Genomic DNA, 18,080 nt, shown 5'->3' with positions numbered 1-18,080 from the left:
TGGCATGGATGCCACCGTTTCCCATCATTACAGGACGTAATGTATGGGAAACAAAGATTTTTGTTACTTTTGATCTTTCAAAAGTAAGATCATGCCTACGCAATTACTCTTTACTCATTAAGACAAAATGTGGCTGTGCAAATATTTAAAATTGAACAAATACCACTTATGTGATTAACCTGCTTTCTTTAATGCAAAATCTTTACCAAACAGCAATTTATTACGAATATTACTGATTGGCGTTTGGTCTGAAATCAGTTCTGCATACCACGCACCATCTTCCGTATCGCCAAACAGCACTGCACCAATGACTTTATCTTTTTGAATAATAATGCGTTTATAGATCTGACGCTTTTCATCATTCAAGATAATGTCTTCGTAATCGTCCTGCGGTTCAAAGTTGCCAGCTGAAAATACATCACAGCCACTGACCTTGAGCTGGGTTGGAACCGTCGGTGCTTTAAAGGTCAGGCTACCATGCTCTGCCAGATGTGAGGCACAAATGAAAGCCTGGCCCCAAAGTGGTTCAACCAGACCGAAGGTTTGGCTACGGTGTTCAATACATTCACCGACCGCATAAATACTCGGGTCAAAGGTCTGCATGGTGTCATTCACCAGCACGCCGCGGTTACAGCGTAAACCTGCACTCTGTGCCAGAGCCATATTCGGACGAATGCCCACAGCAAAAACCACCAGGTCAGCATCTAAAACAGTGCCATCTTTCAGCTGGATTTGCTTCACATGACCGTCTTCGCCAATCAGTTGTTCGGTATTGGCCTGAGTCATGATATTGATACCCTTTGCTTCAATACTCTGCCTTAACAAGCTGCTGGCACGACTGTCCAATTGACGTTCCATAATCCGGTCCATCAGATGCAACACCGTTACATTCATGCCACGTTGTTTCAGGCCATATGCAGCCTCCAAACCTAGCAGACCGCCGCCAATCACCACGGCATTCTGTTTAGACTTGCAATAATCCAGCATGGTATTGACATCGTAAATGTCACGGAAACTGAGCACACCTTTTAAGTCACTTCCCGGAATCGGTGGAACGAAAGGTTTGGAACCGGTCGCCAGAATCAGGCGGTCATAATCTACAATTTCGCCTTTTTCGGTATAAACCTGCTTGCGTGGACGGTCGATTTTCACCGCGGCATCGCCGGCAATAAAGCGGATATTTTTATCGCTATACCAGGCATGCGGGTGCAGCATGATGTCATCAATGGTTTTATCGCCCGACAACACCGGTGAAAGCATGATGCGATTGTAGTTCCCCCAAGGCTCTTCACCGATCACGGTAATTTCATAGCGATCCGGTGCCATATCCAGTAAATCTTCCAGGCAACGCATCCCCGCCAATCCATTGCCGATCAAGACCAGTTTCATCTTTTCCTGAGAGCTGCCGTTATTGGTGATATAGGTTTTTTGCGGTGTTGGACTGATCCAGACTTTGCCGTTTTCAATCTTGCTTGGGAATACCAGCAGTTTCTGGTCTTTATCTTCCAGACAGCGGCCCGTTGCCAGACTGAAATGCTGTTTATAGATTGGAGAGGCCACGACACGCTCGCCTTGCAGATCGCCAATGATGCCGCGCGACATCACAAAAGCCTGACTAAACGGATCCTGGTTACTTAAGGCATAGACCCGTTTTTCATTACCGACACGGAAAATGGCAATTTGCTGATTGTCAATTAATGCACCCACACCGGTATTTGGGGTAATGTCATCCAATGCACAAATTTCCAGCCATTCCAGCTCATGGGTTTTATTCATCTCTTTAAATATTGTCATCTTCTTTCTCCTTTATTCTTTTAAGCTTCAACAACAGGAATACGTGTCACATCACGCTCAGCTTCAGTTTTTGGACGAATTTGCCCGCGAACTTCTGCAAATTGAATGTGCGGATCGTTTTGCTGCTCAACTTTTGCATTGATAAAGGTTTTAAAGCGTTTACGGACTTCAGGGTCTTGCACCGCGGTACGCCATTCATCCTGATAGGTGCCCACCACATGGTTCATACGGCGTTCCAGTTCTGCCGCCAGACCCAGCGAGTCATTCACCACCACATCTTTTAAATAATCCAGGCCGCCTTCCAGGTTGTCACGCCATACCGAAGTACGTTGCAAACGGTCTGCTGTCTGGATATAGAACATGAAGAAACGGTCGATATATTTGATTAAAGTCTGGGTATCCAGATCCGATGCCAGCAGTTCTGCATGACGTGGTTTCATGCCGCCATTACCGCATACATACAGGTTCCAGCCTTTTTCTGTGGCAATCACACCGACATCTTTACTTTGCGCTTCGGCACATTCACGGGTACAGCCAGACACTGCCATTTTCAGCTTGTGTGGAGAGCGCAGACCTTTGTAGCGGTTTTCCAGGAAGATGGCCAAGCCGACCGAATCATCCACCCCGTAACGGCACCAGGTACTCCCCACGCAGGATTTCACGGTACGTAAGGATTTACCATAAGCATGCCCGGACTCGAATCCCGCATTGATCAGTTTTTCCCAGATTTCAGGCAGTTGATGCACTTGTGCACCAAACATGTCGACACGCTGCCCACCCGTGAGTTTGGTATATAAACCATATTCTTTGGCAATCTGACCAATTGCGATCAGACCTTCAGGCGTGACTTCACCACCCGCCATACGTGGCACGACTGAATAAGAACCGTCTTTTTGAATATTGCCCAGATAGTAGTCATTACTGTCTTGCAGTCCTGCATGGCTTGGCTTCAATACAAAGTCATTCCAGCAAGATGCCAGGATATTTGCCGCAGTCGGCTTGCAGATATCGCAACCGAGACCATGACCGTGTTGCTGAATCAGGTCATCGAAGGTCTTGATTTCATTGACCCGTACCAGGTGATACAGCTCCTGGCGTGAATAGGCAAAGTGTTCACAAAGATGGTTATTCACCGTTACGCCTTGGCGTTGCAACTCCGACTTCAATACCTGAGTGACTAAAGGTGCACATCCGCCACACGCTGTTGCGGCTTTGGTACATTTTTTCAGGGCACCCAGCGAAGTTGAACCTTCGGCTATCGCAGAACAGATATCGGCTTTTGAGACGTTATTACATGAACAGATGGTGGCGCTATCTGGAAGCAGATCCACACCGCTACCACCCGCTTTGGCGGTAGATTGCGCATAGCCTGGCATGATCAGGCTTTCAGGATTTTCCGGAATTTCCAGTCCATTCAGCATCATTTGCAGCAGGTCGTTATATTCCTTGGCACAACCCACCAGCACAGCTCCGAGCAGCTTGGTTTTTTCGCTATTTACCACAATCTTTTTATAGATCATGGCATCTTCATCGGCATAGAAATAGCTGAGCGCATTTGGCGTCATGGCATGCGCATCGCCTACAGAGGCTACATCAACACCCATCAGTTTCAGCTTGGTGCTCATGTCTGCACCGGCAAATGAATTACAGGCCTGATCCATGACATGTTTTGCTGCAATACGCGCCATGTCATAGCCTGGTGCCACCAGACCAAAAATCTTGTTTTGCCATAGGGCACATTCACCAATGGCGTAAATGTCCACATCTGAAGTCTGGCAGTAATCATTAATCACAATACCGCCACGCTCACCAATTGCCAGGCCACTTTGACGTGCCAGCTCATCACGCGGGCGAATACCCGCAGAGAACAGAATAATATCGGTTTCCAGCTCTGAACCATCACCAAACTTCATCACATGCTTGGCATTCACGCCGTCTTCAATTGCAGAAGTGGCTTTTTGGGTATGAACTTTCACGCCCAGGTTTTCGATTTTGGAACGTAAAACCTTACCGCCCAGGTCATCAATTTGCACCGCCATCAAGCGTGGGGCAAATTCCACCACATGGGTTTCCAGGTCCAGGTCACGAAGGGCTTTGGCCGCTTCCAGCCCCAGCAAACCACCACCGATCACCACACCGGTCCTGGCATTTAAACTCGCGGCACGAATCGCATCCAGATCTTCAATGGTACGGTAAACAAAACAGTTCTCGCGGTCATTACCTGGAATAGGAGGAACAAAAGCATATGAACCGGTTGCAAGCACCAATTTGTCATAAGTAATCACATCACCATGGCTGGTCGTGACTGTTTTATTTAAACGATCAATGGCAGTTGCCTTGGTATTTAAGCGCAGATCTATTCCATAGGCATCAGCAAAATCTGCACGGCAAAGCGTTAAGTCCTTGGCTGATTTACCAGTGAAATATTCGGTTAAATGTACACGGTCATAGGCTAAACGCGGTTCTTCTGCCAAGATGGTGATTTCAACCTCATCCCCTGCATGTTCAAGCACGGATTCAATAAATTTGTGTCCAACCATGCCATGGCCAATCATTACCAGTTTCATATTGTTTCTCCTATTCTTTTAATCTATTTAAGCCATGTTGTTGCGTTCAAGTACTGCCTGTTCAAACAATTTTTGTTCCTTCTCTTTATGTTCAACCGAGAAACGGATCATCAGAACAAAACTTGCTGCAATCACAACCAGGCCACCCAGCACCATTAACGTGGTTTGAATATCCAGCATGCCTTTGAGCAAGAAACCTGCTGCCACGGCACCAACATTGCCGCCTGCACCAATAATGCCGGCCACACCGCCTAGAGCATCACGGTCAATGAAAGGAACCAGCGCATAGGTGGCGCCACAGGCCATATGAGTGAAGAGTGCAAATACCGTCATGACAAGAATTGCAAGAACTGCGGTATTCATTTGTGAGAACACGATCAGGAACAGGCCTTCCATCAGGATCATGGCAAATAGCACTTTGGTACGGCCATCCAGGCCTTTTTTGGTGGCTACCTTGTCTGAAACGATGCCACCCAAAGCACGGGCAAACAGGGCCAGTAAACCAAAGATCCCCGCCGCCATACCGGCTTCTTTTAAGCCAAAGCTGAAATGTTCAACGTAGTACATCGCCACAATGTTATGAATGAAGATTTCAATACCGAAGCACGCCGCATAAGCACCAAACAGAATCCAGACGCGGTAGTTACGTGCAGCATGCATGAGAATTGCTATGCCACCTTTTTTCTCACTTCCGACTTGAATGCCTTGCGCACGAAGTTCCTTAAAGTTGCCTTGCGGACAGTCTTGGGTAAATTTCCAGTACAGCGCACCGACAATCAGCATCATCAAGCCCGGAACAATCAGTGCAATTCTCCAGCCCATAGCTTGCTCAACACCGAACATCACCAAAGCAGCAAGCATTAATGGCATCAACGCCTGTGTGGCACCACCACCCGCATTCCCCCAACCTGCTGATGCCGCATTGGCCGTACCCACCACATTCGGTGCGAACATAATACTGGTGTGATATTGGGTGATGACGAAGCTGGCACCAATCGCGCCTATCAGCAAGCGGAAAAACAGGAATGATTCATAACTGTTGGCCGATGCCACGCCAAACACCGGAATACTGCCAATGACCAGCAATGCGGTATAGGTTTTGCGTGGACCATACTTGTCACACAAAGGTCCCACAATCAGCCGGACTAAAATGGTAATGGCAACGGCAGCAATATTGATATTGGCAATCTGGTCTTTGGTGAGATGAAATTCACCGGCAATTACCGGCATGAGCGGTGCACAGGCAAACCAGGCAAAGAAGCAGACAAAAAAGGCGAGCCAACTCATGTGGAAGGCTCTCATTGCTGCGCTGTTAAAACTAAAAAGACTTATTTTTGTTGCTTTTTTTTCATATAAATTTGAAGACATGGCCTTCTCCTTCCTGAACTGAACGTATTGGGTTATCTGCCATACGGATAGCTGCATAACAGATTCGATCAGAACGGACGTCGTTGGCCGTCTTACAAATTTTTTTAGAGTCGTCTTTGACTCACCAGAGAATAAGCAATGACTGTGCCAACAATAAAATAAAACGACCAACTTATTATTTTTAATCATTTTTTATTTAATTTTTATCATTATTCAAACTGGTGAAATTCTTCGTCTTCCCTTTTGAATATCCAATTGGCTCGTCTTAGCAACTGCACTTGTGCTTCCTCATGGCGCATTTTTGCATCAAGACGGGGCAGCACCAGATAACATTCAACTTTTATGTCTGATTTTTATATAAAAAAAGAAATTTATTAATTTTGGCATTTAAATTGCTTTCATTTAGGGAGAAATTTTTCTGGCTCTGCTTGATGGTATTTAGCTCAATATGCCAAAACTGAAAATTGCACTGATTGATGACGATCAAGAACGTGCCAACTATATAAAAGCGTCCCTGATCGAACATCATTTCGAGGTGGTGGCTTGCCTGACCATCGACCATTTAAGCCTGTTCCGTTTAGAACAGTTACATGCCGATGTGATTTTGCTGGATATGGATCATCCCCATCGTGACATTATTGAAAGTTGTGTCAGCCAGTTCGATTTACCCACCGTGCTGTTTACTAAAAACAGTCATAAAGACACCATTAAAAGCGCCATTGATGCCGGAGTCACGGCGTATATCGTGGATGGCATTGATCCGGCAAAACTGCAAAACATTCTGGAAATTTCGATTGCACAGTATAAAAAGCATAAAAAATTACTGGATGATCTGGAAGAGACCAAAAATAAACTGGCCGACCGTAAAGTGGTCGATCAAGCCAAAGTGCTGATGATGCAATTGCATTCCCTGACGGAAGAACAGGCATTTCAATTACTCAGAAAAAATGCCATGAGCCACCGTATGACCATTGGCGAAATGGCACGGCGCTTACTGGATGCCCAACAACTGTTACAAAACCAATTCAAGGAATAAGCCATGACAGATTTAGAAAAAACCCAAATCCAGATTGGCTACATTCCTTTGCTTGACTGTGTCGCCGTGCTTTGGGCCAAACAGCGTGGCTTCTTTGCAGAGCGTGGCCTGGAAATAACGCTCGTCAAGGAAGCCTCATGGGCAAGTTTAAGAGACCGGCTGGCCTTTGGCTTTCTGGATGCAGCCCATTGCCTGTCTGCCATGCTTCCTGCCGCAGCACTAGGCGAAGACCAGCTGGGTATTCCCTTGCAAACGGCATTGGTCCTCAGCCATAACCGTGCCTTTATCAGTCTGAGTCAGAAATTGTGTTTTGATCTGCAGATTTCAGAACAAGATCATGCCCGGCAATCGGCCGAGAAAGTTGTTTCAGCCATACAAGCACAGCAACCGATTCAGCTGGCGCATGTATTTAAGCAGTCGATTCATCATTATTGCTTAAGAGAGTGGTTAGCCCTTGCCAATCTTGAAATTGCAGAAAAAATCAAGCTCACGACCCTTCCGCCTCCTTATATGGTCGAAGCCTTGAGGAGTCATGTGATTGACGGTTTCTGTGTCGGAGAACCGTGGAACACACAAGGAGAACTGTTGGGACTCAGCCAGATTGTGGCCAGCAGTCAGGAGATTATTCCCAAGGTGGCCGATAAGGTGCTGGCAGTCACTGCCGACTGGGCAGCACAACATCCGCATACGCATCGTGCTTTAGTGGCGGCGATTGAAAAAGCACAGCAGGAATTACAGGTGCTTGACGACTATACCGAGGTCTGGAAAATGCTGATGGATTTCAATATTGTGCAATTTCAATGCTCTGACAGCATCCATGTAAAAAAATTCCACTCCATTCAGACAATTATCCGTAACTTTGTGAATGAATCATCAGCACCCAAACTGGAAGATTTTCACTGGCTGATTCAGCAAATGCTGAAATGGGACCAGATTCGCCTGAGTGACCAGAGTATTGACCAGATCAGCCAGAACTGTATTTTATCTTTCGATCCTTAAAAAACCATTTCTATTGGACCAATGCCCCCGCTTACTCACCTGAACAGGCAGCTGGGGCTAAATGATTCATTTTGGTTAGATTTCAGTTGAATCCACGTTTGATCTTTTATTTTTATTTGCGCGATTTTCCACAATTTTTCTCCACATTTTTACGTTATCTTACGCGCCAAACGACATCTGGAACATTGAATAATGAAACGCATACAGCCGCGTTGGAAATTAAGTGCATTAAGCTGTGCCTTGTTTGCTTTTATGTCCCCCACTTGGGCTGCCGATAGCACCGCAGATACAACTACAACAGACAGCAGTGCCCCCCAGGCCGCTCCGGTACAAACCCTGGCGACTTTAAAATTTGAAGCTGCACCCGCCCAGGCCAAAGACCCGGATATCAGTGCGGTGGCGAAAACCATTGTCACTCGGGAAGAAATGCTGCAATTTGGCGATCAGTCGGTAAATGATGCCCTACGTCGTGCAGCCGGTTTTCAGATGCCCGTGCCAGGACAAGGTCCGCGTGGAGGTGGCGGTGCTTCAGGTATGCGTTTTCGGGGTGGCGGTGCCCCGGTATTTTTAATCAACGGCGAACCTGTTCAAGGCGGCCCGCGTGGAGGCATGTCGGTGGTGGACAGCATCACCCCGGACATGATTGAACGGATTGAAATTACTAAACAGCCAAGTGTCGCTCAGGCCTCTGTGGCATCTTCCGCCGTCATCAATATTATTCTGAAACAACCCTTGGATGATGCCCGCATCAGCGGAACGATCCGTGCCGGCTATGGTTTGGCGAAATCAGATCAAAAAGAAGAACAACGTAAAAATATCAGTGTTCAGGCCGATGGTCGTGATAATGCCTGGCTATACAGCATGTCTGCCAACCAGATGTGGAATGACACCACTTCGATCACCCAGACTCAAACCAGTAATGAAACACGTGAACAAAAACGCGTTACTGAACGCAAATCACAAATGCTGACACCGCGTGTTGAATATGAACTGGATGACCAGCAAAAACTGGTTGCCGAACTGTTCTATCGCAACAATGAAAGTGACGGTAGCCGCGGTGATCAGATGCAAAACGACAAGAATGACAGCATCCGTTTAAATACCCGTTATGAACGCAAGGACAAGGGCAACTCGGACAAGATTCGTCTTTCTGTAGAACAGCAGAATGAAACCGAATCGACCCGATCGCCACTATTCAGCAGCTATACGGATGAAACCGTGAATGAATATGGGGCGGCTTATGATGGGGTGCGTAAGTTTGATGAAAACAGACAACTGAAGTTTGGTATGGATCTTCGTTCCAGTGAGCTTGAAAGCAATATTGCCGATACACTCGATGAACAGCGTTATGCACTCTATACCGAAGGCAGCTGGAAATTTACCGACCGGCAAACCCTCACCCTGGGGGCACGTCAGGAATGGATCAATCGTTCCGGACTGGTGGATTATAGTGACCAGCACTTCAGCCCTGTTTTGGCTCATCGCTTCGATTTTGATGATCACTGGTCACTGCAAACCAATATCAGCCAGGCATTCCGCAGTCCAAAAACCGACCAGCTGCTGCCTACGGTTTCAATTTCTACCGACAGCGATGCCGGCAGCCTGAATAACCCGGACCGGGGCGGCAATCCAAATTTACGTCCGGAAAAAATTACTGCCTTTGAATCGACCCTGGGTTATAACACCCCGGCAGGCGGTATCAACATCACAGCCTATCAACGTGAAATTGACGACTATATTGAGAAAGTGATTCGTCAGGAAAACGGCCGTTTTGTTGAAAGACCGATTAACCAGGACAATGCCACCACCTACGGGGTTGAAGTTGCTGCTCGCTATGCATTGAAACAAACGGAAAATGGGCATTCATTGATGTTGAATGGTCAACTGTCGACGGTACGCGCAAAAATTGAAGATGCCAATCATCAGGAACGTTTAGCCAGTGATGTGGCCCCTTATACAGCAAGTGCCGGTTTGTCTTATAACTATCAGCCTTGGCGTGTTTCCAGCAGTATCAATCTGAACTATGTTCCTGAATTTACCCGTGCCCTGGATAACCAGCCCTATGACCGTACCAGCAATGAGCGCGTCAATATGGATATCAGTGTGACAAAACGCTTTGATGATGGTTGGGCAACGACCCTGAGTGCACGCAATATCTTGAGTACAGATTATAAAGAGCGTTTAAATAATCAATCTGATGGCAGCCTGTATGAATCACGGGTGAATCAGGCCATTCCCAGTGTACTACTCAGTGTAGAAAAGAAATTCTAAACTGAAAGATAAAAACCGGTGCCAGACATTAATGCCAGTCAGTTAAGAAATTGACTGGCATTTTTCTTTTTTAAATTCATGATTATATTTGATATGTAGGAAAGTCATCCGCAACTGTTTGAGGCCGGACTATAATAAAAAATGATTGTTTCTGCGACAAATTTTCTAGTTGATAGTAGTTGACGAGTTTTGCGGAGGACAAATGCCTTTGGTTACTTTGGGCGAAACCAAAGTAACAAATGAGCTGCAAGGGTTTGATTGAAAATGGTAAGACTCCGCCATGACTTACTAAAAAATTAAAGAGTTTATTTCTAAACTCCTTAACTGATCAGCATTAGTTCCAGACACCGGTTTTTATCACAAGCTATTCGTTGTATTTACGCCTGTTGTGGATGAAGTTGATCGCCCTTTTGCTATGGGCTACTCAATTGTCTCATTCATTTGAGCTTTAAACCGACAGTCCCTTAAGCAAACTCGCTATTCTTAAAGTATGTTGCTTATTTCCTTTTTGCTCTATGACCTTATGTTCAATACGCCAGAGATAGTCAAAAATTTCAGACTCGCTTGCATTTTCATTCAGCATATTAAAAATTTTGGGTAAATAATCCTCATATTCATCCCGCATGGAAGGGTTACAGCAAATCCCCAAGGGATCCCATTCCTGCAGTAAAATTTTATGTATGGCATGTAATAATTTGACATCTTTATTTTGTGTGGCTTCCATACATCCCCCTACACTTCATCATAATATTCATATAAATAAAATATTTTTTTCAATGAAAGATAATCTATTCATAAAAGAAAAATATCTGTATCGCACTTTCAGATTTGTCCTTAACTTTTTCTTGTTCCTAAAAAATGATTTTTAAAATTATCTTTCACTCTAAAAGTTTTATCATTCATTCAAGCTAATTCCAACCCCCTTCCACATTTTAATTTTCTACAATTCCTGCATCAAAAATATCTAAAATTTAAATGGTAGGTTTTTGGTAGGTGGGATTTTTTTACGCTTCATTGAATACTCAAATCACGGTGAGGGTCACCGATAATACAACGAATGGTAGAAGGAATCGCACCATGGCTTTTAAAAATATTGCAGATCAAACCAACGGTTTTTATATTCCCTGTGTTTCACTTTTCGGTCCAGGCTGTGCCAAAGAAATTGGCGCAAAGGCACAAAGTTTAGGCGCAAAAAAAGCCTTAATTGTAACTGATGCCGGTCTGTTCAAATTTGGTGTGGCAGATACCATTGCCGCCTACTTAAAAGATGCTGGTGTAGACAGTCACATTTTCCCGGGCGCAGAGCCTAACCCAACCGATATCAACGTGCATAACGGCGTACAGGCCTATAACGAGCATGCCTGTGATTTTATTGTGTCCTTGGGTGGCGGTTCATCGCATGACTGTGCCAAAGGCATTGGCCTGGTGACAGCGGGTGGCGGTCATATTCGTGACTACGAAGGGATCGATAAAAGTACAGTTCCAATGACGCCGCTGATTGCGATTAACACTACAGCCGGTACGGCATCTGAAATGACGCGTTTCTGTATTATTACCAATACCGAAACCCATGTAAAAATGGCGATTGTGGACTGGCGCTGCACCCCATTGATTGCGATTGATGATCCTAAACTGATGGTGGCAAAACCTGCGGCCTTAACTGCAGCAACCGGTATGGATGCCTTGACGCATGCCGTTGAAGCTTATGTCTCTACAGCTGCCACTCCCATTACCGATGCCTGCGCAGAAAAAGCGATTAGCATGATTAGCGAATGGCTCAGCCCTGCCGTTGCCAATGGTGAAAACCTGGAAGCGCGTGATGCCATGAGCTATGCACAATATCTTGCAGGCATGGCTTTTAACAATGCATCGCTCGGTTATGTGCATGCCATGGCGCATCAGCTCGGCGGTTTCTATAACTTGCCGCACGGTGTATGTAATGCCATTTTGCTGCCGCATGTCTGCGAGTTTAACCTGATTGCCTGCCCTGACCGTTATGCCAAAATTGCCCAGCTCATGGGGGTAAATACAGAGGGCTTAACCATAACTGAAGCGGCATATGAAGCCATCCAGGCAATTCGCCAGCTTTCAGCCTCAATCGGTATTCCATCAGGTTTAGCCGAACTGGGGGTAAAAGAAGCTGATTTAGGCATCATGTCTGAAAATGCACAGAAAGATGCCTGCATGCTGACTAACCCGCGTAAAGCCACACATGCACAAGTGGTCGATATCTTTAAGGCAGCTTTGAAATCCAATGCATCGGTAGTCGATTTTAAAGCAGCCGTATAGACCTCCATGTAAGTCTTCTCTCCTATCTTTTGACTTACATTTTTGGCAACCCACATTCCCGTTCCAGTCTGGAGCGGCTGAGGAAATCGTCTTGAACCGGCTGTTTCCTCAACTGATCCCTTGGACCCTGTATAACACGGGGTCAGGAATGGGGTTGCTTTTTTTTATTAAAATAATTCAATTTGACAAATTACTGCCCATCATGAAGGATAAGAAAAACCGATGTTTCCAAATGAGTATAACAATGACAAATGGTACAATCACAAATGGCACCCTTGAACCGCTTTACCAGCTGGATGTATTAGGTCCAGGCTATGAACAGGCCACGCTGGACTTTCCCGATGATTATGAAGGTCAAGCCACTGCAACTTTAATTCGAAAAAAAGCAGCGCAAACCACCCCTAAAGCTGTTTTATATATTCATGGTTTTATTGATTATTTTTTTCAAACCGAAATGGCAGAACGGTTTAACCAGCATGGTTTTGACTTTTATGCGCTAGATTTACGCAAATATGGCCGCTCACATTTGCCCCATCAAAAATATTATAACGTCCGCGAAATGTCGGAATATGATGCCGAGATTAGCCAAGCCTTAGACATTATAGGTGCAGAAGGACATGATGCGGTGCTGCTCTGTGGACATTCGACTGGCGGCTTGACCACCACACTTTATGCCGCCCATCATCCCGATCATCCATTAATTAAAGCACTTTGGGTCAATAGTCCCTTTTACGACTTTAATATGAACCCGATCAAGAAAAAATTGGGGCTGCCTAATTTAAGTCGCGTCGGCAAAATCTGCCCGGATTTAAAGTTCCCCAGCGAACTGAATAAATGGTATGTGACCAGTCTGCACCACAGCTTGAAGGGAGAATGGGACTTTAATCTGGAATGGAAACAAGTCACTTATCCTATGGTTCGCCTGAGTTTTGTCCGGGCCATTTTTGAAGCACAAAAGGAAATTCATCAAGGCGTGAGCTTAAATGTCCCGACTTTGGTGATGCATTCCCATCAAACCAAAAATCCGAAAAAATGGCATAAATATGCTCAAACCAGTGATGTAATTCTAGATGTCAAGCACATAAAAAAATATGCCCAAAAAATAAAAGGAGATGTCACCATCAGCGAAATAAAAGATGGCTTACATGACTTGGTACTGTCAGAAAAATCGGTGCGCGAAACTGTCTATCAACAACTGTTTGAATGGTTAAAGCAGAAAGGCTTATAAAGACAATTATCCGATATCAGCATTAATTGTCTTTATATTTCAGCAAGGTTTGATGCACGGGGTGAGTTTTTGGCATCAGTTCAATCAAGCGCTCCACCGCATCAATCGCTTCTGGAAAATGTGCCACGTGTTTAAGCAAAACATCGGTTTCATTGGCTTTAAAAATGGCATGACTTAAACGCGATTCCAGACAATCACGCCAGGCACATAAAAATGGGCTTTCCGTTTTTGCCAGAAAAACACCGGTACACAGTTTTAAGGCAGAATCGATATATCCGGCATCAAGAGACTGTTCGGTCAGTAAAAAGTCAGCTTCGACATGTGCCAATAAACGATAAGGCCTGGAACCCAGCATACCGCCTAGAATATCGCGCAACTGTGACATTTCTGCCTTTAAGGTGCCGATGCTGACTTTGCGTTCACCGTATAAGGCCTGATGTAAACTGTCCAGGCTTAAACCTTGCGGACACAAAGCCAGAATGGTCAAAATTTCGATTTGTCTTGGCGTGAGCACCAGGACCTTGCCATTAAACAACACTTGCGGCACGGAAAAAGCCCGGATAAACAGGCGCTGTTTTTGATATTCAAGTAATGCCGACTGAATAATCGAGGCACAGCGTTCAGCTGCAAGCAGGCCCAGACTATTATGCTTTTGCCAGGTGGTCGACAGGTCAATCACCCCTAAAACCTGTTTGGAATAGGGATCAACAATCGGTGCTGCATAACAGACCCAATCATGAATGGAAGACATGTAATGCTCATTGGAAAACACACAGCTCGACTGCTGGGTTTTAAGTGATAAAGCCAAGGCATTGGTTCCGACCAGTTCCTCGCGCCACTGCCCGCCTTCGATAAAATGCACGCTTTCGGCTGCACGCTGCATTTGTGGGCTCGACGCTGTCCAGATGATGGTACTGCCGATATCTCCAACCGCCAGCACCATGGAAGATTGTTCAGCAATATGTTTTAAATCCTGCATACAATGTTGCAGGGCTTGTGCCAGGCCCGAAGGATAGGTTTCTTTTTGTAAATGAACCAAGGGCGCAGCTGCACGATCTTTTGGGATTTCAGCAGAAGTTGAGCGTTGCCAGGAACTGACAATGCTTTGGCCCAATTGTTCCGCGTGCAAGGGAGAAAGACTGCTACTTTGTCTAAATTGCTCAATTTTCTGTCTTTTTTGCATCAAACTTTGCTTATTCATCATTCCTTATTCTCACAACAATTCATGACTTACATCCACTGTAATCTTTATTTTTTAAGACTGTTTGGAAAGATTGTAAACCTTCTTGTCTCCAACCTTTCTCCAACCTTATTCCCTGTATGCTAATCAAATAATGTACAAAAGTACCTTATACCAAAGCTGTAGATACAGCTTCTCCACACGAGAATAAGCAAAGGAAAATACATATGCGTTACGTCGATCCTAATCAACCCGGTTCAAAAGTTCAGTTTAAGGCCCAGTATGAAAACTTCATTGGTGGACAATGGGTCGCTCCTGTAAAAGGAGAATACTTTGACAATATTTCTCCTGTAGATGGCAAAGCCTTCACCAAAGTTCCGCGCTCAAGCGTTGAAGATATCGAACTGGCACTCGATGCAGCGCATAAAGCCAAAGCACAATGGAACAAGTCCTCTCCGACTACCCGTTCCAATATCCTGTTAAAAATTGCCGACCGTTTAGAAGCCAATCTGGAACTGTTGGCGGTTGCAGAAACCTGGGATAATGGTAAGCCGATTCGTGAAACCCTGGCGGCAGACATTCCTTTGGCGATTGACCATTTCCGTTATTTTGCCGGCTGTATCCGTGCACAGGAAGGCGGCATTTCAGAAATCGACGAAGATACCATTGCCTACCATTTCCATGAGCCTTTAGGTGTGGTCGGACAGATCATTCCGTGGAACTTCCCGATTTTAATGGCGACCTGGAAACTGGCACCGGCTCTGGCTGCGGGTAACTGTATTGTTTTAAAACCTGCTGAGCAAACTCCGGCAAGTATTTTGGTCCTGGTTGAACTGATTCAGGACCTGCTACCGGCAGGCGTACTAAACGTTGTGAACGGTTATGGCATTGAAGTGGGCCGCCCACTGGCTACCAACCCGCGTATTGCCAAAATTGCATTTACCGGCTCAACAGCTGTGGGTCAGCAGATCATGCAATATGCAACCGAAAATATTATTCCAGTCACACTAGAGTTGGGCGGTAAATCACCAAACATTTTCTTTGAAGATATCATGGCTCAGCAAGATGACTACCTGGAAAAAGCGCTGGAAGGCTTTACCATGTTTGCGCTGAACCAGGGGGAAATCTGTACCTGTCCATCACGTGCGTTAATTCAGGAAAGTATTGCTGACCAGTTCCTGGAGATGGCAGTAGAGCGGGTAAAACGCATTAAAACCGGTCATCCGCTGGATACCGACACCATGATTGGTGCTCAGGCATCGCAAGAGCAGCAGGATAAAATCTTGGGCTGTATTGCCACAGGCCGTGAAGAAGGTGCTGAATTGCTGACTGGTGGCGGTGAACGCCGTGAAGTGGGCCAAGGCTTCTACATTGAGCCGACCATTTTCAAAGGTACCAATGACATGCGTACATTCCAGGAAGAAATTTTTGGACCGGTACTGGCAGTGACCACCTTTAAAGATTTTGATGATGCCATCCGAATTGCCAATGACACCATTTATGGTTTGGGTGCGGGTGTCTGGTCACGTTCTGCGCATACCTCTTACCGTGCGGGCCGTGCAATTGAAGCTGGTCGTGTATGGACCAACTGTTATCACATCTACCCTGCGCATGCCGCTTTCGGTGGTTATAAAAAATCAGGGATCGGACGTGAAAACCACAAGATGATGCTAGATCATTATCAGCAAACCAAAAACTTGTTGGTCAGCTATGCCACCAAGCCAATGGGCTTCTTCTAACATAACCTTGTATAAAGGATATCAAAAGCGAACTTCGGTTCGCTTTTTTTGCTTTAAATTGCAAACAATCCAAGAGAAATCTTCATTTTTCTGGCTATTCAGGCTAAATTGCACTTATTCCTGCCCTCTTAGAAAAATAGTATATGACTACAGCATCTCCAGACTTTCCCGACACCATTTATGCCATTCAGCATCTTGCTTTTGAAGATCTGGGTGCATTGGAAGATATATTTTATCAACTGGGCTTTCGGGTACGTTATTTTGAAGCCGGCGTAGATGACTTAAGTAAAGCATTTCAGCATAAAGGCTTAACTATTATTTTAGGTGGACCGATTGGGGTTTATGAAACAGAGGACTATCCATTCTTACAACAAGAAATAGACTTACTTAAAGTTCGCTTAAAAGAAAATTTGCCAACTTTAGGCATTTGTCTGGGTGCCCAACTGATTGCGCATGCCTTGGGAGCCAAAGTCTATGCAGGCCATCAAAAGGAAATTGGCTGGAGTCCCTTAAGCCTGTCCAATACTGAACATAACCTGCTTGCCCCCTTAATGGATACCCCGGTATTACACTGGCATGGCGATACTTTCGATTTACCTGAACAGGCTGAATTATTGGCCAGTTCAGCAATTTATCCCAATCAGGCCTTTGCGATGGGTAAAAACATTCTGGCCTTGCAATTCCATATTGAAGTTGAAGCAGACAGTCTGGAAAAATGGCTCATTGGCCATACCTGCGAATTGCGCAAAGCCAATATTTCCATTCCTGCTTTGCGGGCAGACAATCAACGCTATGCCCATGCCTTAGAAGTGCAGGCACAGGCTGTATTGCACACATATCTCCAACAGATTTCAGCAATTTAAAATAAAATTTCAATAAAAAAAAGCACCATCTTAATGGTGCTTTTTTATGAGCCACTTCGAACTTATTTTTTCGCAGGAACAGAGGCTTCAGTGGTAATGTTTACCGTGATTTTATCGCCCACATTTGGAACATAAGCGCCTACGCCAAATGCTGAACGGTTAAAAGAAGTCGTTGCATTGAAACCAATAGACTCTGCTTTAGTCATTGGGTGTACGCCCTGTTTGTTTAAGACTGCATCTAAAACCACCGGTTTGGTTACATCTTTTACGGTCAGGTTACCCGTGATTTTGTATTTGTTTTTACCTAAAGCTTGAACCTTGGTACTTTTAAAAGTGATGTTTGGATATTTGGCTGCATCAAAAAAATCTGCTGTTTTTAAATGCTCATCCAATGCTTTTACGTTGGTATTTAAACTCGATAAAGGAATAGTCACATTCACAGATGAATTTGCAGGTTTTGCATTATCGACGTTAATGGTACCTCGAATGTCGCTAAAGTTTGCAGATGGAGTAGAAAAACCAAAATGGTTCCAGCTAAATACAGTTGCTGTATGGGTTGGATCAATCTGATAGGCAACCGGTTTTGCCAAAGACAATGTTGCTACCGATGCTACCGCCAAACCTAAAGTTATTGCTTTGAAATTCATGTGTCATTATCTCGCTTTGGAATGGTTATTAGTCTATACCTTTCTTATCTTAATTCACCGATATAGATAAAACGATATGTTGCAAGAATAGAACAATTA

The 18,080-nt window shown here is 45.0% G+C and carries 13 protein-coding genes; 7 read left to right on the top strand and 6 right to left on the bottom strand.

The genetic code is table 11. The annotated features are described in order from the left end of the window. Positions 1 to 174 precede the first annotated feature (174 nt). Genes nirD through H4I94_RS00190 form a run of 3 tightly spaced genes read right to left on the bottom strand, consistent with a single transcriptional unit; the run spans position 175 to position 5,729 of the window. On the bottom strand, positions 175 to 1,794 hold the full coding sequence (gene nirD / locus H4I94_RS00200; protein WP_261180895.1) for a nitrite reductase small subunit NirD: 1,620 nt from the start codon (positions 1,792 to 1,794) through the stop codon (positions 175 to 177). 20 nt (positions 1,795 to 1,814) lie between these two features. Next, the gene (gene nirB / locus H4I94_RS00195) at positions 1,815 to 4,361 is read right to left on the bottom strand and encodes a nitrite reductase large subunit NirB (RefSeq protein WP_131274266.1); all 2,547 of its coding nucleotides are present in this window, start codon (positions 4,359 to 4,361) and stop codon (positions 1,815 to 1,817) included. A 27-nt stretch (positions 4,362 to 4,388) separates the two neighbouring features. Then, positions 4,389 to 5,729, bottom strand: a complete 1,341-nt coding sequence (locus tag H4I94_RS00190) for an MFS transporter (RefSeq protein WP_261180894.1) — start codon at positions 5,727 to 5,729, stop codon at positions 4,389 to 4,391. Positions 5,730 to 6,177: 448 nt separating this feature from the next. Between H4I94_RS00190 and H4I94_RS00185 the strand changes: the two genes are divergently transcribed. The 3 genes from H4I94_RS00185 to H4I94_RS00175 all read left to right on the top strand — a co-directional run bounded on the left by H4I94_RS00185 (position 6,178) and on the right by H4I94_RS00175 (position 10,035). Then, positions 6,178 to 6,765 carry an ANTAR domain-containing response regulator gene (locus H4I94_RS00185; RefSeq protein WP_092819337.1) on the top strand — a complete coding sequence of 196 codons (588 nt, stop codon included), beginning with the start codon at positions 6,178 to 6,180 and terminating at the stop codon, positions 6,763 to 6,765. 3 nt (positions 6,766 to 6,768) lie between these two features. Continuing rightward, complete coding sequence (locus H4I94_RS00180) at positions 6,769 to 7,764, top strand: ABC transporter substrate-binding protein (RefSeq protein WP_261180893.1); 996 nt, start codon at positions 6,769 to 6,771, stop codon at positions 7,762 to 7,764. 192 nt (positions 7,765 to 7,956) lie between these two features. Next, positions 7,957 to 10,035 (top strand): TonB-dependent receptor plug domain-containing protein, encoded by a 2,079-nt coding sequence (locus tag H4I94_RS00175; protein ID WP_261180891.1) that lies wholly within the window; start codon positions 7,957 to 7,959, stop codon positions 10,033 to 10,035. 448 nt (positions 10,036 to 10,483) lie between these two features. Here the strand turns inward: H4I94_RS00175 and H4I94_RS00170 are convergent, their stop codons facing one another. Further along, positions 10,484 to 10,759, bottom strand: coding sequence for a hypothetical protein (locus H4I94_RS00170; RefSeq protein ID WP_092819334.1), 276 nt, complete (start codon positions 10,757 to 10,759; stop codon positions 10,484 to 10,486). A gap of 353 nt (positions 10,760 to 11,112) precedes the next feature. Between H4I94_RS00170 and H4I94_RS00165 the strand changes: the two genes are divergently transcribed. Together H4I94_RS00165 and H4I94_RS00160 are read left to right on the top strand one after the other, a co-directional pair. Next, on the top strand, positions 11,113 to 12,324 hold the full coding sequence (locus H4I94_RS00165; RefSeq protein ID WP_261180890.1) for an iron-containing alcohol dehydrogenase: 1,212 nt from the start codon (positions 11,113 to 11,115) through the stop codon (positions 12,322 to 12,324). Between the two features lie 244 nt (positions 12,325 to 12,568). Then, positions 12,569 to 13,552: an alpha/beta hydrolase gene (locus tag H4I94_RS00160; RefSeq protein WP_261180888.1), complete on the top strand. Its 984-nt coding sequence runs from the start codon at positions 12,569 to 12,571 to the stop codon at positions 13,550 to 13,552. Between the two features lie 22 nt (positions 13,553 to 13,574). Here the strand turns inward: H4I94_RS00160 and H4I94_RS00155 are convergent, their stop codons facing one another. Continuing rightward, the gene (locus H4I94_RS00155; protein WP_261180887.1) at positions 13,575 to 14,756 is read right to left on the bottom strand and encodes a helix-turn-helix domain-containing protein; all 1,182 of its coding nucleotides are present in this window, start codon (positions 14,754 to 14,756) and stop codon (positions 13,575 to 13,577) included. Between the two features lie 203 nt (positions 14,757 to 14,959). Between H4I94_RS00155 and H4I94_RS00150 the strand changes: the two genes are divergently transcribed. Next, on the top strand, positions 14,960 to 16,471 hold the full coding sequence (locus tag H4I94_RS00150; protein ID WP_261180886.1) for an aldehyde dehydrogenase family protein: 1,512 nt from the start codon (positions 14,960 to 14,962) through the stop codon (positions 16,469 to 16,471). A 143-nt stretch (positions 16,472 to 16,614) separates the two neighbouring features. After that, a complete protein-coding gene (locus H4I94_RS00145) occupies positions 16,615 to 17,334 on the top strand; it encodes a glutamine amidotransferase (RefSeq protein WP_261180885.1) in 720 nt (239 codons plus the stop codon). A 62-nt stretch (positions 17,335 to 17,396) separates the two neighbouring features. Here the strand turns inward: H4I94_RS00145 and H4I94_RS00140 are convergent, their stop codons facing one another. After that, positions 17,397 to 17,981, bottom strand: a complete 585-nt coding sequence (locus H4I94_RS00140; protein ID WP_261180884.1) for a YceI family protein — start codon at positions 17,979 to 17,981, stop codon at positions 17,397 to 17,399. Positions 17,982 to 18,080 lie beyond the last annotated feature (99 nt).

Origin of the sequence: Acinetobacter sp. T_3_1 (assembly GCF_025377055.1) — a bacterium.
Lineage (GTDB): Bacteria > Pseudomonadota > Gammaproteobacteria > Pseudomonadales > Moraxellaceae > Acinetobacter > Acinetobacter kookii.
Note: the sequence above shows the minus strand (reverse complement) of the source record. Positions and strands in the feature narration are given on the sequence as shown.

Coding starts and splice junctions, on each gene's coding strand:
- nirD (WP_261180895.1), bottom strand. CDS start 1,794: ATGACAATATTTAAAGAGATGAATAAAACCCATGAGCTGGAATGGCTG.
- nirB (WP_131274266.1), bottom strand. CDS start 4,361: ATGAAACTGGTAATGATTGGCCATGGCATGGTTGGACACAAATTTATT.
- H4I94_RS00190 (WP_261180894.1), bottom strand. CDS start 5,729: ATGTCTTCAAATTTATATGAAAAAAAAGCAACAAAAATAAGTCTTTTT.
- H4I94_RS00185 (WP_092819337.1), top strand. CDS start 6,178: ATGCCAAAACTGAAAATTGCACTGATTGATGACGATCAAGAACGTGCC.
- H4I94_RS00180 (WP_261180893.1), top strand. CDS start 6,769: ATGACAGATTTAGAAAAAACCCAAATCCAGATTGGCTACATTCCTTTG.
- H4I94_RS00175 (WP_261180891.1), top strand. CDS start 7,957: ATGAAACGCATACAGCCGCGTTGGAAATTAAGTGCATTAAGCTGTGCC.
- H4I94_RS00170 (WP_092819334.1), bottom strand. CDS start 10,759: ATGGAAGCCACACAAAATAAAGATGTCAAATTATTACATGCCATACAT.
- H4I94_RS00165 (WP_261180890.1), top strand. CDS start 11,113: ATGGCTTTTAAAAATATTGCAGATCAAACCAACGGTTTTTATATTCCC.
- H4I94_RS00160 (WP_261180888.1), top strand. CDS start 12,569: ATGACAAATGGTACAATCACAAATGGCACCCTTGAACCGCTTTACCAG.
- H4I94_RS00155 (WP_261180887.1), bottom strand. CDS start 14,756: ATGATGAATAAGCAAAGTTTGATGCAAAAAAGACAGAAAATTGAGCAA.
- H4I94_RS00150 (WP_261180886.1), top strand. CDS start 14,960: ATGCGTTACGTCGATCCTAATCAACCCGGTTCAAAAGTTCAGTTTAAG.
- H4I94_RS00145 (WP_261180885.1), top strand. CDS start 16,615: ATGACTACAGCATCTCCAGACTTTCCCGACACCATTTATGCCATTCAG.
- H4I94_RS00140 (WP_261180884.1), bottom strand. CDS start 17,981: ATGAATTTCAAAGCAATAACTTTAGGTTTGGCGGTAGCATCGGTAGCA.